The organism is Amycolatopsis roodepoortensis (assembly GCF_014873915.1).
Lineage (GTDB): Bacteria > Actinomycetota > Actinomycetes > Mycobacteriales > Pseudonocardiaceae > Amycolatopsis > Amycolatopsis roodepoortensis.
Genome location: NZ_JADBEJ010000005.1, coordinates 1536855 through 1551744 on the forward strand (window position 1 = coordinate 1536855; position 14890 = coordinate 1551744).

Here is a 14890-nt window from a genome sequence, read left to right on the forward strand (position 1 = left end):
TCAAGCGGAGACGCCAACGCCTTCGAGCTTCTTCAGTTCGGCCTCGGGGTCGAAGTCGGCCGGCGGGAACTTCGGGTCCATCTCCTCGATCGTCTCGATCAGGAGCCGCGCGACCAGCCAGTTGCGGTACCACTTGCGGTCGGCCGGGACGGCGTACCAGGGCGCGGCCGCCGTGGAGGTCTTGGCGAAGATGTCGGCGTAGGCCTTCTGGTAGTCGTTCCACTGGGCACGCGCGTCGAGGTCCGCGGGGTTGTACTTCCACCACTTCGCCGGATTCTCGAGCCTCGCCTTGAGGCGCTTCAGCTGTTCCTCCGGCGAGATGTCGAGGAAGACCTTCACGATCGTCGTGCCGGCGTCGGTCAGCTCCTTCTCGAACGCGTTGATCTCGGCGTAGCGCTTGCGCCATTCCGCCGCGGGCACCAGCTTCTGGACGCGCGGCACCAGGATGTCCTCGTAGTGGGAGCGGTCGAAGACACCGATCTGCCCCGGTCCGGGGAGCTGTTTGCGGATCCGCCACAGGTAGTGGTGGCGCGCCTCGGCCGCGGTCGGCTTCTTGAACCCGGCGTACCGCACACCCATCGGGTTGACGAGACCGAGGACGTGGCCCACGGTGCCGCCCTTGCCGGAGGTGTCCATCCCCTGCAGGACCAGCAGGAGGCTGCGGTTCCCGCCGCCGACGCCCTCCGCGTACAACGCCTCCTGCAGCTCGGCGAGCCTGCCGCCAGCGTCCGCGAGGTCTTTGAGCCCCTTGGGCTTCTTGGTCGGCCCGATCGGGAACGAGCCCGGATGGTGCCGCTCGCCGCCCTTGCCGATCCTCAGCGTGTCCCGGACGGAGACGGTGTCCTTTTTCGCCATCCGGCGACGATAACCGCGCTCCGCGCACCGCGCCTCCGGTGATCGAGTACGCCGATGCACGATTTCGCCACCCGAAGGAGTCGATACGCAATGAACAACGGGTCAAAGCAACGTTTCCCGGATGAAAGCAGCCGGATGGGCATCTAACCTGAACGCATGACGACCGCCGACTTCATCGCGCTCGACGAGCAGTGGAGCACGCACAACTACCACCCGCTTCCGGTGGTGATCGCCACCGCCGAAGGCGCCTCGGTCACCGACGTCGAGGGCAAGACCTACCTCGACTTCCTCTCCGGCTACTCCGCGCTGAACTTCGGGCACCGCCACCCCGGGCTCATCGCCGCCGCGATCGAGCAGTTCGGCCGGGTGACGCTGACCTCGCGCGCCTTCCACCACGACCAGCTCGGGCTGTTCTGCAAGGAGCTCGCCGAGCTGACCGGCACCGAGATGACACTGCCGATGAACTCCGGCGCCGAAGCCGTCGAGTCGGCGGTGAAGATCGCCAGGAAGTGGGCGTACCGGGTCAAGGGCGTCCCCGACGGGACCGCGGAGATCATCGTCGCCGGCTCCAACTTCCACGGCCGCACGACGACCATCGTGTCCTTCTCCACCGACGAGACCGCGCGCGCCGACTTCGGCCCCTTCACCCCGGGCTTCGTCACGGTCAAGTACGGCGACGCCGCGGCGCTGCGCGACGCCATCACCGAGCGCACCGCCGCGATCCTGCTGGAGCCGGTGCAGGGCGAGGCGGGCGTCATCGTGCCGCCCGCCGGCTACTTCGCCGAGGCCCGGCGGCTCTGCGACGAGCACAACGTGCTGCTGATCGCCGACGAGATCCAGTCCGGTCTCGCCCGCACCGGCACCGTCCTCGCGCTCGACCACGAAGGCGTCCGCGCCGACGTCTACACCCTGGGCAAGGCGCTGGGCGGCGGGATCATGCCGGTGTCGGCCGTGGTCGGCGGCAAGGACGTGCTCGGGGTCCTTCAGCCGGGTGAACACGGCTCCACCTTCGGCGGGAACCCGGTCGCCTGCGCGATCGGGCGGGCCGTGGTCGGGTTGCTCAAGACCGGCGAGTTCCAGGAGCGCTCGCGGGAACTGGGCGCCCACCTGCACTCGCGGCTCGGCGAACTGGTCGGCAACGGGCTCGCCGAAGTCCGCGGGCGCGGGCTCTGGGCGGGCATCGACATCGCGCCCGGCGGGCCCACGGGCCGGGAGGCGTCCACCGCGCTGGCCGAACGCGGCGTCCTGTGCAAGGAGACGCACGACCACACACTGCGGATCGCGCCGCCGCTGGTGATCAGCCGTGAGGAGCTCGACCGCGGTATCGACGCCATCACGGAGGTCGTCAAGACCCGGTGAACCTTTCGGGCGGGCTGTACGTTGCCTGTCCATGGGAGACGAGCGGGAGTGGGTGGAGCGGCCGCTGGTCGGCACCGAATCGGTGTCGCCGGAGGACTGGTTCGCGAGGGGTAAGGCGCTGCGGGACGAGGCGCCCTCGTCCGCGCACGACCACGCGGCGGCGGGCGAGGGGCGGCCCAGCGTGGCGGAGTTCTTCGCGCGCACCAACGAAGGCCGCCTGCCGGAACTGGTGGAACTGCGGCGCGAGCGCATGCTCGCGTCGCCGTTCACCTTCTACCGCGGGGCCGCCGGGCTGATGGCCGCCGATCTGGCAGGGTCGCCGTCGTCCGGGCTGACGGCGCAGCTGTGCGGGGACGCGCACGCCGCGAACTTCGGGCTGTACGGCACGCCCGAAGGCCAGATCGTCATGGACATCAACGACTTCGACGAATCCGTGCCGGGTCCGTGGGAGTGGGATCTCAAACGGCTCGCGGCGAGTCTCGTGCTCGCCGGACGCGAAGGCGGTATCGGCGAATCGGGCTGCCGTGAAGCCGCCGAAGACGCGGTGAAGTCGTACCGGCGCACCATCCGGGGGCTGGCGGAGCTGCCGTTCCTGCGGTCGTGGAACGCGCTGCCGGACGCGTCGGTGCTGAGCAAGGTTCGCGCGCACGACCTGGTCGACGACTTCGAGGAAGCGGCCGAGAAGGCGCGGAAGAACACCAGCGCCAAGGTCACCGCGAAGTGGACCCGGCGGATCGACGACCACGAGACCGGCCTCGAACGGCATCGCTTCGTCGAAGACCCGCCGGTGCTCACGCACGTCGACGACGCGACCGCCGAAGCGATCGTCGCCGGATTGATGTCCTATGTGGACACGCTGCGCGAGTCGCGGCGGACGCTGGTCTCGCGGTACCGGGTGTCCGATGTGGCCTTCCGGGTGGTCGGCACCGGCAGTGTCGGGCTGCGCAGCTACGTGGCGCTGCTGCACGGGAACTCCGGCGAAGACCTTGTCCTGCAAGTGAAACAGGCCGTCCCGTCGGCGCTCGCGCCGTTCCTCGGACTGCCCGCCCCGGAGCACGAGGGACGGCGGATCGTCGAAGGCGCGCGGCTCGTGCAGGCCGAGACGGACATCCTGCTCGGCTGGACGACCATCGACGGCCTGCCGTACATCGTGCGGCAGTTCCGGAACCTCAAGGGCGACATCGACCCGGCGGGGCTGAAGAAGGACCACCTCGACGACTACGGCCGCCTCGCCGGCGCGTTGCTGGCACGGGCGCACGCGCGGTCACTGCATCCGCGGATGCTGGCGGGCTACTTCGAGGACGACGAAGACCTCGACGAGGCTATCGGTGCCTACGCGATCCGATACGCGGATCAGACCGAAGCGGACTTCGCTGCCTTCGCCGCCCTCTGACTCGCACGCAGTTAGTCCTCTAAATGCGGAGGGGTGGGGGCAGGCACGTGAGTCCGTGAAGGCCCCCTTCCCTCGGCTCAGCCGGAGAAACTCGACCTTCACACTTTCCCGAGTACATGAAGGACCCCTTCCTTGCGCCCAGCGCCGTGAAGGACCCCTTCGTGTACTTCAGCCCCGCATTTAGAGGACTAAATGCGGGGCCTCACACCAGGGCCAGGACGTCGTCCGCGCAGCCCCACGCCACCGTGATCCCCGCGCCCCCGTGCCCGTAGCAGTGCACGACCCGGCCGTCCCGCTCCAGCCGCACCTCGGGCCGGAACGGCCGCAGCCCCACCTTCGCGCCCAGCACGGGCGCGTCGGCCAGCGCGGGCACGAGTTCCCGGCACCGTCGCACGATGTCGGCGGTCACCCCGGGGTCCGGCTCGACGGAGTCACGCCCCGGCTCCTGCGTGCCGCCGCAGACGACGTGCCGCCCGTGCGGGATCACGTGCCGCAGCACCGGCGTGGAGCCGTCGACGATCCATTCGGTCAGTCCCGGGTCGGCGAGATGGACGACCTGGCCGCCGACCGGCACCACGGTGCCGTCCCCCGCGAGCCGCCCGCCACCGAGCCCGGCGGCGTTCACGACGAGGTCCGCGTCGAGGTCGTCCAGCCGGGAGACGGTGCGGTACTCGGTGCGCACGCCCAGCGCGGCGACCTGTCCGGCGAGCCAGGCGAGGTACACCGGGGTGTCGACCAGTGCGGTCGTGAAGGTGAGCCGTCCGGGTTCGTGGTCCAGGCCGGGCATCGACAACGCCCACGAAGGCAGCGGCGCCTCGCGCGGGACGAGGTACGTCCCCCGGACCATGCGGACACCGGGCGCGCCCAGTGCGCGGTACTCCTCGACGCTCGTCGCGGTCCAGCGGTCGACCCGGTCGGAGTTCGCCGCCAGCGGCGGGAAGAGCACGCCACCGGCGACCGCCGACGTCGTCTCCCCCGGCCGGGCGCCGGTGACCACCGTGACGTCGTGCCCGGCCACGGCCAGCCGGTGCGCGCAGCTGAGCCCGATCACGCCGCCACCGACCACACTGATCCGCATCGAAAGCCCCCTTCGTCCTCGCGAGCCGTCCCTGCATGGTGACTGATCACCTGTCACGTAATCTCGCCGGATGAGCGGAAGAGGGCCGTACGGGGCGGTCGCGGTGACCTGCGCCGTGATCATGGTGGTTCTCGGCTTGCTGGTCTCCGGCGAAGGCGCGTCCGTCCCCGACGAGCTCGCCGTCAGGTGGGTGGAGCGGTCGTTCGGCCCCGACACCGCGCTCCTGCGGCTCCTGGTGCTGCCGACCGAGGCCTACGTCCTGATCCCGGTCGCGGTCCTCGCCGCCGTCCTCTGCCTGATCGGTCGGCGCAGGCTCGAAGCGGCGCTGACGATCGCCGGCCCGCTCGTCGCGATCCTCGCGAACACCTGGGTGCTCAAACCGCTCTTCGACCGCTGGAAGTACACCTATCTCGCCTACCCGAGCGGGCACACCGTCGCGCTGGTCGCGGTGCTGACGGTCCTCGTCCTGCTCGCCCGCCCCGGCGTCGCGACGGCGGTCATCGCGACGGTGGGCGCCGTGGTGCTCTGCGGGGTCACGATCGGCATGCTCGGCCTCGGCTACCACTACCTGACCGACGTCGTGGGCGGCACGCTCTTCGCCGTCGCGACCGTGTGCGCGACGTGGGTGCTGCTCAGCTGGGCTGCACGGCGTCGCGCGCCAGTGCCGTCAGACGGCTGACGGCGCGCAGGTACTTCTTGCGGTAGCCGCCGTTCACCATCTCCTCGGTGAACAGCTCCGGCACCGGCTCGCCCGAGACCACCAGCGGGATCGCGCGGTCGTAGAGCCGGTCGGCGAAGGCGACCAGCCGCAGTCCGACGTTCTGGTCCGGCACCGGGTGGATGTCGCGCAGGTGCACCCGCGTCACGCCGTCGAGAAGCCTCCCGTAGCGCGAAGGGTGCAGGCCGCCCAGGTGCTCGCACAACGCGTCGAAATCGTCCACAGTGGACTCCGGATGCGCGGCGGCGGAGGCTTCCAGCGCCTCGGGGCTCGCGGGCGGCGGGGCGTCCGGCAGGCCGCGATGGCGGTAGTCCGGGCCGTCGACGCGGCAGACGCCGAACCGGGCGGACAGCGACTGGATCTCGCGCAGGAAGTCCGCGGCGGCGAACCGGCCCTCGCCGAGTTTGTCCGGCAGCGTGTTGGACGTCGCCGCGACGAACACCCCGGCCGAGATCAGCTCCTGCAGCAGCCGCGTGACGAGCATGGTGTCACCCGGGTCGTCGAGCTCGAACTCGTCGATCGCCAGGAACCGGTGCTCGGACAGCCGCCGCACCGCCTCGGCGAACCCCAGCGCGCCGACGAGGTGGGTCAGCTCCACGAACGTGCCGTACGCCTTGGGCGACGGCGTCTCGTGCCAGGTCGAGGCGAGCAGGTGGGTCTTGCCGACGCCGAAACCGCCGTCGAGATAGAGCCCCATCGGCCCGGACGGCGTCTCGTCCCCGCCGCCGAAGAACGCGCGCAGCTTCGACTTCGGCTTCCGGTTCGACGCCTCTGCCACGCGTTTCGCGAACGCGCCACAGGTGACGACGGCCTCGGCCTGGCTCGGCTCGTCCGGGTTGGGCACGTACGTGGAGAACCGGACCGCGTCGAACCTCGGCGGCGGGACGAGCGCGGTGATCAGCTCGTCGGCGGACAGCTCCGGACGGCGATCGATCAGGCGGGCGGGCATTCGCCGAGCGTAACGGCACCGGCGTGGCGGGTTCACCCTCCCTGACCGGGCGTATCCCCCGCTCAGCGGTGTCGTCGGGCGCGTGCTGGGATGTCGGTGTGCAGCTTTTGTGGCCAACGACACCGGGCGATGCCGTCTCCGATGCCCACCTCGAGCGGCTCTATGGGTATCCGCAGGACCTGGACCGTCCCTGGGTCCAGGTCAACTTCGTCAGCTCCGCGGACGGTGCGGCGGCGGTCGACGAGCTGTCCGAGGGGCTTTCCCACCCCGCCGACAAGCGGATCTTCCTGACGGGACGGCTGCTCGCCGACGTGATCCTGGTCGGCGCGGGCACGGCGCGCGCCGAGGGCTACCGCGGCGCGCGCGTCTCTCCCGAACGCGCCGCCCGCCGGGTCGCGCTCGGACTTTCCGAGGTCCCCCCGATCGCGGTGGTGACCCGATCCGGTGAACTCGATCCCGAGGGCCCGCTGTTCACCGACACCAAGGTCCCGCCGATCGTCATCACCACCGAGAAGGCGCCTCGCGCCGACTTGGAGCGCGCGGGTGCCGAAGTGCTCGTCGCGGGGACCGACGACGTCGACCTCCACCGTGCGCTCGCGCTGCTCGGCGAGCGCGGGCTGCGCCGGGTCGACTGCGAAGGCGGGCCGGCGCTCTTCGCCGACCTGATCGCCGCCGACCTCGTCGACCAGCTGTGCCTCACCGTCGCCCCGCTGCTGGCGGGAGCGGGCGAGAGCCGGATCGTTCGCGGCCACCCGGCCCCGGAACCGCGGCGGATGGAGCTCGCGTCCGTGCTCGTCGAAGACGGCTTCACCATGCTGCGCTACCGCCGGGAGGGCGGGTGAGCGAGGCCGCGCCGGTTCCGGACGAGGAACTGGTGGCCAGGGCCGCCGCCGGGGACCACGGTGCCTTCGACACCCTGGTCCGGCGGCACACGGCCAGGATGTACCGGGTCGCCCTGCGGATCACCGGCAGCTCGTCCGAGGCCGAGGACGTCGTCCAGGAGGCCTGGCTCTCCGCGTGGCGCGCGCTGCCCGGTTTCCGGTTCGAAGCGGCGGTGTCGACCTGGCTCTACCGGGTGACGACGAACGGTGCGCTCGGCGTGGTCCGGCGCCGGAAACCGACCGTGCCCCTCGACGAGGGCGACGCGGGTGTCGTGCCTGGTCCGGAGGGTCACGTGGAGAGCGCCGAGCAGGTCGGCCGGGTGTTGCGCGCGATCGCCGAACTGGACGTCGGCCAGCGGATCCCGCTGATTCTGCGAGAATTCGAAGGGTTGACCTACGACGAGGTGGCCGAGGTGCTCGAAGTCAGCGTGCCCGCTCTGCGTGCCCGCCTGCACCGCGCGAGGGTGGCGCTGCTGGCGAAACTCGGCGACAACTTCCGACCCGGGGAACGGTGATGAGCGAGGATCCGCGCGACGACCCCCGGTGGCAGCAGGTGCGCGCCGCCGCGAGCCGTCCGGTGCCGACGCCGCCGGGACTGGTCGAGCGGGTGCTCCGCTCGGTCGGCGGCGCCCGCGGCAGGCATACCACCGCACCGCTCGACCTGCCCTCCTCGGGCGGCAAGACCCAGGTGTCGGAACGGGCGCTGGTGCTGATGACCAGAAGCCTCGCCGCCGAGATCGGCCGCGAGCTCGGCGGGGTGCACATCGCCGCCGTCGCGCTCGAAGAGGACGTGCTCCAGGTGCTGGTGACGATCCGGTTCGGCGTCGAAGCGGCCGTCGCGGACCTGTTGCGCCACCGGGTCAGCGCGGCCCTGACCGGGCAGCTCGGCTCCGCACCGCCCGCGATCAACGTCCACGTCGTCGACGTCCATCCGGACTGATCCCGGAACTGATTACCCCATCCGGGGGACATCGCGTGACGGCTCGGCATGCGCGCGTGTCCTGGTCGGTGAGAGCGTAGGGACCGCCGCGCGCGCAGGTCGCGCGGCACCGGTGCGAGAAGGAGCGAACTTCATGGCGCAGCCGAGCGCGAGCAAGCCCGACACCCCGGTGACAGGGGCGTCCCTCAACGAGGAAGGAGCCGCCGGCAAGACCACGATCTCGTCGGTGGTGGTGCAGAAGGTGGCCGGTCTCGCCACCCGCGAGGTGACCGGGATCCACGCGCTGGGCGGCGGGGTGTCCCGGGCCTTCGGCGCGATCCGCGAGCGCATCCCCGGTTCCGGCACGGTCACCACGTCCGGCGTCTCGGTCGAGGTCGGCGAGAAGCAGGCCGCCATCGACCTCGACGTGGTCGTCGAGTACGGCGCCCGCATCGTCGACGTCGCCCGCGCGGTGCGCCGCAACGTGATCGGCCAGGTCGAGCAGATCACCGGCCTCGAGGTGATCGAGGTCAACATCGCGGTCAACGACATCCACCTGCCCGACGAGAACGGCGGCGAGACCGAGTCCTCGCGGGTCGAGTGATGAACGGGACCCAGACCGGCCTGCTCGCCGGCCTCATCCTCGGCCTCGCCGCGACCCAGGGCTTCACCGCGTTCCTGGTGACACTGGCCGTCGGCGTCATCGGCCTCGTCCTCGGCCGCGTGCTCGACGGCGAACTCGACCTCGGCGACCTGTTCGGCCGGGGCCGCGACAAATGACCGTCCCGCCCGAACCTGAGGATCGCGGCACCCTCACCATCTCGCCGTCCGTGGTCCGCAAGATCGCGCAGCACGCGGCGGACCAGGTCGACGGGACCACGCGCGCCGAGCGGCGGATCGCCGGGCTCGGGCTCGGGACGCACGGCACGAGCGCGAAGGTCGGCGGCGAGGGCAACGACGTCGACCTCGTGCTCGACGTGGCGCTGCACTATCCGGCGCCGGTGCGGCGGATCGTCGGCGACCTGCGCGCCAGGGTCACCGAGGAGGTCGAGCGGATCACCTCGTACCAGGTCCGGGACATCTCGGTGAAGGTCTCCGCGCTCCTGCCCGACATCGCGCCCCGCGTCCGCTAGAAGGAGCGAACGGCTATGCGTTTGATCGTCCGCCTGCTGTCGGCCCTGATCGGGCTGGCGCTGGCCGCCGCCGGGGTCCTGCTGGCACTGGAGGTCGGCTGGGGCTGGTGGCGGCCGGGCCGGGGCCCGCTGTTCCTGCCGTGGGACGACTGGCGGGACAGGCTCGCGGAAGAGTCCTGGAACGCTTCCACGGTCCGGTATCTCGCGATCGCCGTCGCGGTCGTGGGGCTGCTGCTGATCATCACGGCGGCCTCGGCCGGGCGGCGCGCCATCCGGCTGACCGATCCGGCGAACGAGGTCAGCGTGACCACGTCACCGCGTTCCCTGGCGAGGCTCGTCGGGGTGACCGTGCGCGCGCAGGACAACGTCGCGGGCGCGAAGGTCACGGCCACCGCCAAGAAGATCCGTGTCCGCGCGACGAGCAGGCTGGAAACCGAAGGCGAGCTGCGGCCGCGGCTGCTGCAGACGGTGTCCGGTCTGCTCGACGACGTCCCGTTGGCGCGGCGGCCGAAGGTGTCGGTCGTCGTCGACTCCCCGAAGGATCGCCGATGACCCGTTCGGTCTCCGCCAAGGCACTCGGCCGGTCCACCGGCACGGAACGGACCCTGACCGTCCTCATCGGACTCCTCGCGCTGCTCGGCGGGGCGGCGGTGATCGTGGTGGGCGCGGGCTGGCTCGGCACACACCGGGCCGACCGGCCACTCGTGGACCCCATCGCCCTCGACTGGCTGTCGCGGCACGCGCTCGCCTCCCGGATCGGCGCCATCGTGCTCGGCGTTCTCCTGCTGTGGCTGGGACTGTGGTGGTTCTTCCGGTCGCTGCGCCCGGAGGGCCGTCCGGACCTCGATCTCGGCGACGACCTCGTGGTGACCTCCTCGGCCATCTCCGAGGCCGTCCGCGCCGACGCCGAAATCGTCGACGGGGTCGGGCGGGCCCGGGTCCGCGCGGTCGGCGACAAGGAGAACCCCGCGTTGCGGATCACGCTGTGGCTCGTCGAGGGCACCGACCTGAAACGGGTCTGGGAGCAGCTCGACCACACCGTGCTGGCCCGCGCGCGGGAGTCGCTCGGGGTGGACGTGCTGCCGACCGCCGTCCGGATCGAGCTCGACACGACCTCACCGCAACGGGTGCGCTGACCGCGCCCGTACGGCGAGAATGACCGTCATGTCGCTTCCCTTGACGCCGCCGATCAAACCGATGCTCGCCAAACCGGCGAAGGCGATCCCCGATTCCGGCGGGCTGCTGTTCGAGCCGAAATGGGACGGGTACCGCTGCCTGGTGTTCCGCGACGGCGACGAGCTGACCTTGCAGTCGCGGTCGGAGAAACCGCTCAACCGGTACTTCCCCGAGGTCGTGGAGCGGCTGAAGGCGGCGTTGCCCGAGCGGATCGTGCTCGACGGCGAACTGGTGGTCGCCCGGGGCGGGAAGCTGGACTTCGACGCGCTCACCGACCGGGTCCACCCCGCCGAAAGCCGCATCAAGCTGCTGGCGGAACAGACGCCGGCGGAGTTCGTCGCCTTCGATCTGCTGGCGCTGGGCGCCGAGTCCTTTCTGGACGAGCCGACGTCGAAGCGGCGGGAACGGCTGGAGAAACTGGCCTCCGACGGCGTCCACCTGACCCCGGCCACCGCGGATCCGGCGATCGCGCGGCACTGGTTCGAACTGTTCGAGGGAGCGGGGCTCGACGGTGTCATCGGCAAACCGCTCGACGAGCCGTACACGCCCGGCAAACGGGTGCTGCTGAAGTACAAGCACTCCCGAACCGCCGACTGCGTGCTCGCCGGCCTGCGCTGGCACGTCGACGGCGAGCCGGGTGAGATGGTCGGCTCGTTCCTGCTCGGGCTCTACGACGAGGACGGCGTGCTGCACCACCCCGGCGTCGTCGGGTCGTTCCCGGTCACCCGGCGGCGTGAGCTGGCCGAGGAGCTGGCCCCGCTGATCACCGACGGCGCCGATCACCCCTGGCTGGGTGACAACGTGCGGGAGAACCAGCGGATCCCCGGCGGAATCACCCGATGGAAGTCCAAGGAAGCCCCGTGGGTACCGCTGAAGCTGGAGAAGGTGGTCGAGGTCGGCTACGAGCACACGGAGGCCGGATATCCGTCGCGGTTCCGGCACACCGCGCAGTTCAAACGCTGGCGTCCCGATCGCGAGCCGTCCTCCTGCACCTACGCCCAGCTCGAGGAGGTCGCCCGCTACGACCTGGACGCGGTGTTCCGCGGCGAGGTGAAACGCACCCGCTAACCGTGTCCTGACATCCGACCTGCGAAGCTCTGTTCCGAGCTTTGTCATGCCTTGGAAGTGAGGACCAGCCCGTGAGCACCGCCCGCCGCACGCCACGGCTGTTCCTGACGACCACCGTGGTGACGGCCGTGCTCGCGGGCTGCACGGCCGGGCCGTCGGTGCGGCCGGCGGTGATCGACAACGACGGCAAGCCGGATCCCGGCGGTTCGACGACGGCCCAGCAGGTCCCGCTGCCGCCGCTCGCCGAGCCGCGGTCGCCGTCGATCAAATGGGAAGACTGCGACGAAGCGACCCGCCAGCGGTTGGGGCAGCCATCCGTGCCGGACACGCTGAAGTTCTCCTGCGCCAGGGTGCCCACGACGCTCGACGCGCCGGATCTGCCCGGTCGCGGGCTCTCGCGGCTGTCGGTGGTCAAGACCGAGGGCGGGCCGATCCCGCTCGTCGTGGTCAACGACGTCGACGGGGAGCCGGGGTCGCTGTACGCCGCGCGGCTGGCCGCGACGCTGCCGCCCGAGTTCCTGCAAAAGTTCTCGCTGATCGGCGTCGACCGGCGCGGGACGGGGACGTCGATGCCGGTGCAGTGCATCCCGGCGGAGATCCGCACCGACCTGCTCGGCGCCGATCCGGCCGCCGCCGACCTCGAAGGCGTCGTCGACGCAGCGCGCCGGGCCGGGCAGCAGTGCGCCATCGAACTGGACGACGCGCAGGTCGCGATGGACAGCTGGCGGGCGGCGGGCGACCTCGAAGAACTCCGGGAGCAACTGGGGCTGGACAAACTGCACGCGCTGGGCCGCGGCGACGGCTCGAAGGTCCTCGCCGAATACGCCGTGCGGTTCCCGGCCCAGGTCGGCCGGGTCATGCTCGACGGGCTGCCCGACCCGGCTCCCGACGCGGCCGCCACGCAGGAATCGATCGCCGCGAGCGCGCAGGCGACCCTCGACGCGTTCGGCGCCGACTGCATCGCGCGGGGCTGCCCGATCGGCGACGCCCGCTCGGCGGTGTCCGCCGTCGCGGACCGGCTCCGGTCGGCGTCCGAGACGACCACCGACGGCGAGGAGATCACCCCGGGGATCGCGCTGTACGCCATCTACTCCGGGCTCGCGCAGCGCTCGCGCTGGGTGGAACTCGCCGAGGCGCTCAAGACCGCGCAGAACGGCGACGTCACGCCGCTGGCCGCGTTCGCCGAGCCGGTGCTGAAGGACACCAAGGCACGGCCGTCTCGGCTGGACGGCACGCTGGCGACCAAATGCAACGACAGCGCGACCCGGCTCTCGGCCGAGGAGCTCACGCGCGCGACCACGGCCCTGCGCGACAAGTACCCGCAGTTCGGTGTCTTCGCCGCGCAACAGCTGGCCTGGTGCAGCCCGTGGCCGGTGCGCCGCGAACCGCTTCCGCCCGCGGGAGCGCCGGGCGCCCCGCCGATGCTCGTCGCGGGCACCGCGACCGACCCGGTCACGCCGGAGCAGGGAACCGGCCGGGCGGCCGACCAGATGCCGAGCGCGGTGACGATCACCTGGCAGGGTGCGGGGCACGGCGCGCTGAGCCTCTCGCCGTGTGTCACGGACGCGACGCGGGCCTTCCTGATCGACGGGAAGGTGCCCGTCGACGGGACCCTCTGCCCGGCCTGAGCCCCGTCGGCCTCTACTGCCGGTAAGACTCCACCTCGGAGATCGGCCGCGCCGTGGCCTGGTCCGGGTCGTCGTCGAACTCCACCCGCGCCCGCCGCTGCCGCAGCAGGTCCCAGCACTGGTCCAGCTGCTGTTCCACACTCGCGAGCCGGGACCGGTCGTCCGAGCTCAGCCCGGTGCCGATCGCCCGCGAACGGAGTTCGTGCTCCTCGCTGACCAGCTCGTCGATCCGGCTGAGGATGTCCCCGTCGGCCATCTGCGCCTCCTGCGAAACGTGGGTTGCTCCATCCGAGACGCTACGCGCACTCGCGGGAATGCGCGTAGCGCCCGATTCGTTACGCCGGACATGAGCACTGTGGAGCTGACCGCCGCCAACTTCGATCAGGTCGTGTCGGAGAACGACTTCGTGATCATCGACTTCTGGGCGGACTGGTGCATGCCGTGCCGCCAGTTCGCGCCGACCTACGAGAAGGTGTCGGGCAACCACGACGACATCGTCTTCGCGAGCGTCGACACCGAGGCCGAGCAGCAGCTGGCCGCCGCCTTCGACGTGCGTTCGATCCCCACCCTCGCGGTGATCCGCGACAAGACGGTGATCTACGCGCAGCCGGGCGCGCTGCCCGAGAAGACGCTCGAAGACCTCATCCAGCAGGCGCGCGACGTCGACATGGACAAGCTCAAGGAAGAGGCCCAGGAGGCCTGACGAGCATGGAGAAGGCGCCCTTCCCGGCGGGTTTCGCCGGGAAGGGCGCCTTTGTCTTTCAGCGGAACAGTGCCACCGGGGAGCGGGTCAGCCCCGGGTGGCGAGTCCGCGCAGGAAGAACGCCAGGTTCGCCGGGCGTTCCGCCAGCCTGCGCATGAAATAGCCGTACCATTCGTCGCCGTAGGGGACGTAGACGCGCATCGTCTTGCCGTCGCCCGCGATCCGGCGCTGCTCTTCGGGACGGATCCCGTACAGCATCTGGAATTCGTGGTCGTCCGCCTTGCGGCCCGCGTCGGCCGCAAGCTTCTCGGCGATCGCGATCATCCGCGGGTCGTGCGAGGCGACCATCGGATAACCCTTGCCCTGCATGAGGATCTTCAGGCAGCGCACGTAGGACCTGTCCACTTCGGACTTGTCCTGGAACGCGACCTCCTCGGGTTCGGCGTACGCACCCTTGCACAGCCGGACGCGGGAACCCTCGGCCGCCAGGTCGCGGCAGTCCTGCTCGGTGCGCCGCAGGTAGGCCTGCAGCACCGCGCCGACCCAGGGGTACTCGGTGCGCAGCTCCTTGAGGATGCCCAGCGTCGAGTCGGTGGTGGTGTGGTCCTCCATGTCGAGGGTCACCGTGGCACCGACCGCTTCGGCCGCCGCGCAGATCTTGCGGGCGTTCTCCAGCGCGACCTTCTCCCCGTCGACGGGGAGGAACTGCCCGACCGCCGACAGCTTCACCGAGACGTCCGCGCCGAACGCGAGGCCGTCGGCCGCCAGCGCGGTCAGCAGTTCCTCGTAGGCGCGGACCGTGGTCGCGGCCTGCTCGGCATCGGTGGTGTCCTCGCCGAGGTGGTCGAGGGTGACCCGGAGGCCCTGGTCGGCCAGTTCGCGGACCACCCGGGCGGCGTCGGGCGTCTTCGCGCCGGCGACGAACCGGCTGACCACCGATCGGGTGGCGGGGACGACCTCGACCAGCTTGCGCATCCGCTGGGATCGAGCGGCGGCGAGCAACGGGGCACGCAACATCACGGACTCCTGG

At 71.0% G+C, this 14890-nt stretch carries 19 protein-coding genes; 14 read left to right on the top strand and 5 right to left on the bottom strand.

Annotated features, from left to right (window positions below):
- Nucleotides 1-855, bottom strand: coding sequence for a PPK2 family polyphosphate kinase (locus tag H4W30_RS26515; RefSeq protein WP_192745322.1), 855 nt, complete (start codon nt 853-855; stop codon nt 1-3).
- A 156-nt stretch (nt 856-1011) separates the two neighbouring features.
- On the opposite strand from H4W30_RS26515, the gene rocD reads away from it, so the two are divergent.
- On the top strand, nt 1012-2214 hold the full coding sequence (gene rocD / locus H4W30_RS26520; protein ID WP_192745323.1) for an ornithine--oxo-acid transaminase: 1203 nt from the start codon (nt 1012-1014) through the stop codon (nt 2212-2214).
- 31 nt (nt 2215-2245) lie between these two features.
- Nucleotides 2246-3607: a DUF2252 domain-containing protein gene (locus H4W30_RS26525; protein ID WP_192745324.1), complete on the top strand. Its 1362-nt coding sequence runs from the start codon at nt 2246-2248 to the stop codon at nt 3605-3607.
- 202 nt (nt 3608-3809) lie between these two features.
- On the opposite strand, the gene H4W30_RS26530 is transcribed toward H4W30_RS26525, so the two are convergent.
- A complete protein-coding gene (locus tag H4W30_RS26530; RefSeq protein WP_192745325.1) occupies nt 3810-4685 on the bottom strand; it encodes an FAD-dependent oxidoreductase in 876 nt (291 codons plus the stop codon).
- Nucleotides 4686-4755: 70 nt separating this feature from the next.
- On the opposite strand from H4W30_RS26530, the gene H4W30_RS26535 reads away from it, so the two are divergent.
- Nucleotides 4756-5364, top strand: coding sequence for a phosphatase PAP2 family protein (locus tag H4W30_RS26535; protein WP_192745326.1), 609 nt, complete (start codon nt 4756-4758; stop codon nt 5362-5364).
- On the opposite strand, the gene zapE is transcribed toward H4W30_RS26535, so the two are convergent.
- Complete coding sequence (gene zapE, locus H4W30_RS26540; protein WP_192745327.1) at nt 5318-6352, bottom strand: cell division protein ZapE; 1035 nt, start codon at nt 6350-6352, stop codon at nt 5318-5320. The two genes, H4W30_RS26535 and zapE, sit on opposite strands and share 47 nt — an antisense overlap.
- Before the next feature lie 98 nt (nt 6353-6450).
- Here zapE and H4W30_RS26545 point away from each other — a divergent pair, with 98 nt between their 5' ends.
- The 10 genes from H4W30_RS26545 (at nt 6451) to H4W30_RS26590 (ending at nt 13157) form a co-directional block, all read left to right on the top strand.
- Nucleotides 6451-7194 carry a pyrimidine reductase family protein gene (locus H4W30_RS26545; protein WP_192745328.1) on the top strand — a complete coding sequence of 248 codons (744 nt, stop codon included), beginning with the start codon at nt 6451-6453 and terminating at the stop codon, nt 7192-7194.
- Entirely contained in the window at nt 7191-7748 is a 558-nt protein-coding gene (locus tag H4W30_RS26550; RefSeq protein ID WP_192745329.1) for an RNA polymerase sigma factor, read from the top strand. The genes H4W30_RS26545 and H4W30_RS26550 overlap by 4 nt, the downstream gene beginning before the upstream one ends.
- Nucleotides 7748-8173, top strand: a complete 426-nt coding sequence (locus H4W30_RS26555; RefSeq protein ID WP_192745330.1) for a hypothetical protein — start codon at nt 7748-7750, stop codon at nt 8171-8173. The genes H4W30_RS26550 and H4W30_RS26555 overlap by 1 nt, the downstream gene beginning before the upstream one ends.
- Before the next feature lie 133 nt (nt 8174-8306).
- Nucleotides 8307-8756 carry an Asp23/Gls24 family envelope stress response protein gene (locus H4W30_RS26560; RefSeq protein ID WP_192745331.1) on the top strand — a complete coding sequence of 150 codons (450 nt, stop codon included), beginning with the start codon at nt 8307-8309 and terminating at the stop codon, nt 8754-8756.
- Nucleotides 8756-8932: a hypothetical protein gene (locus H4W30_RS26565; RefSeq protein WP_005157087.1), complete on the top strand. Its 177-nt coding sequence runs from the start codon at nt 8756-8758 to the stop codon at nt 8930-8932. Before H4W30_RS26560 ends, H4W30_RS26565 begins: the two co-directional genes overlap by 1 nt.
- Nucleotides 8929-9285: an Asp23/Gls24 family envelope stress response protein gene (locus H4W30_RS26570; protein WP_192745332.1), complete on the top strand. Its 357-nt coding sequence runs from the start codon at nt 8929-8931 to the stop codon at nt 9283-9285. The genes H4W30_RS26565 and H4W30_RS26570 overlap by 4 nt, the downstream gene beginning before the upstream one ends.
- 15 nt (nt 9286-9300) lie before the next feature.
- Nucleotides 9301-9837, top strand: coding sequence for a DUF6286 domain-containing protein (locus H4W30_RS26575; RefSeq protein WP_192745333.1), 537 nt, complete (start codon nt 9301-9303; stop codon nt 9835-9837).
- Complete coding sequence (locus H4W30_RS26580; RefSeq protein WP_192745334.1) at nt 9834-10421, top strand: alkaline shock response membrane anchor protein AmaP; 588 nt, start codon at nt 9834-9836, stop codon at nt 10419-10421. Before H4W30_RS26575 ends, H4W30_RS26580 begins: the two co-directional genes overlap by 4 nt.
- 28 nt (nt 10422-10449) lie before the next feature.
- Entirely contained in the window at nt 10450-11529 is a 1080-nt protein-coding gene (locus H4W30_RS26585) for an ATP-dependent DNA ligase (RefSeq protein WP_192745335.1), read from the top strand.
- A gap of 71 nt (nt 11530-11600) precedes the next feature.
- Nucleotides 11601-13157 (top strand): alpha/beta hydrolase, encoded by a 1557-nt coding sequence (locus H4W30_RS26590; protein ID WP_192745336.1) that lies wholly within the window; start codon nt 11601-11603, stop codon nt 13155-13157.
- 13 nt (nt 13158-13170) lie between these two features.
- Here the strand turns inward: H4W30_RS26590 and H4W30_RS26595 are convergent, their stop codons facing one another.
- Nucleotides 13171-13413, bottom strand: coding sequence for a DUF2630 family protein (locus H4W30_RS26595; RefSeq protein ID WP_192745337.1), 243 nt, complete (start codon nt 13411-13413; stop codon nt 13171-13173).
- A 90-nt stretch (nt 13414-13503) separates the two neighbouring features.
- Between H4W30_RS26595 and H4W30_RS26600 the strand changes: the two genes are divergently transcribed.
- Complete coding sequence (locus H4W30_RS26600; RefSeq protein WP_192745338.1) at nt 13504-13860, top strand: thioredoxin family protein; 357 nt, start codon at nt 13504-13506, stop codon at nt 13858-13860.
- Nucleotides 13861-13947: 87 nt separating this feature from the next.
- Here the strand turns inward: H4W30_RS26600 and H4W30_RS26605 are convergent, their stop codons facing one another.
- Nucleotides 13948-14877 (bottom strand): proline dehydrogenase family protein, encoded by a 930-nt coding sequence (locus H4W30_RS26605; protein ID WP_192745339.1) that lies wholly within the window; start codon nt 14875-14877, stop codon nt 13948-13950.
- Between the last annotated feature and the right edge of the window lie 13 nt (nt 14878-14890).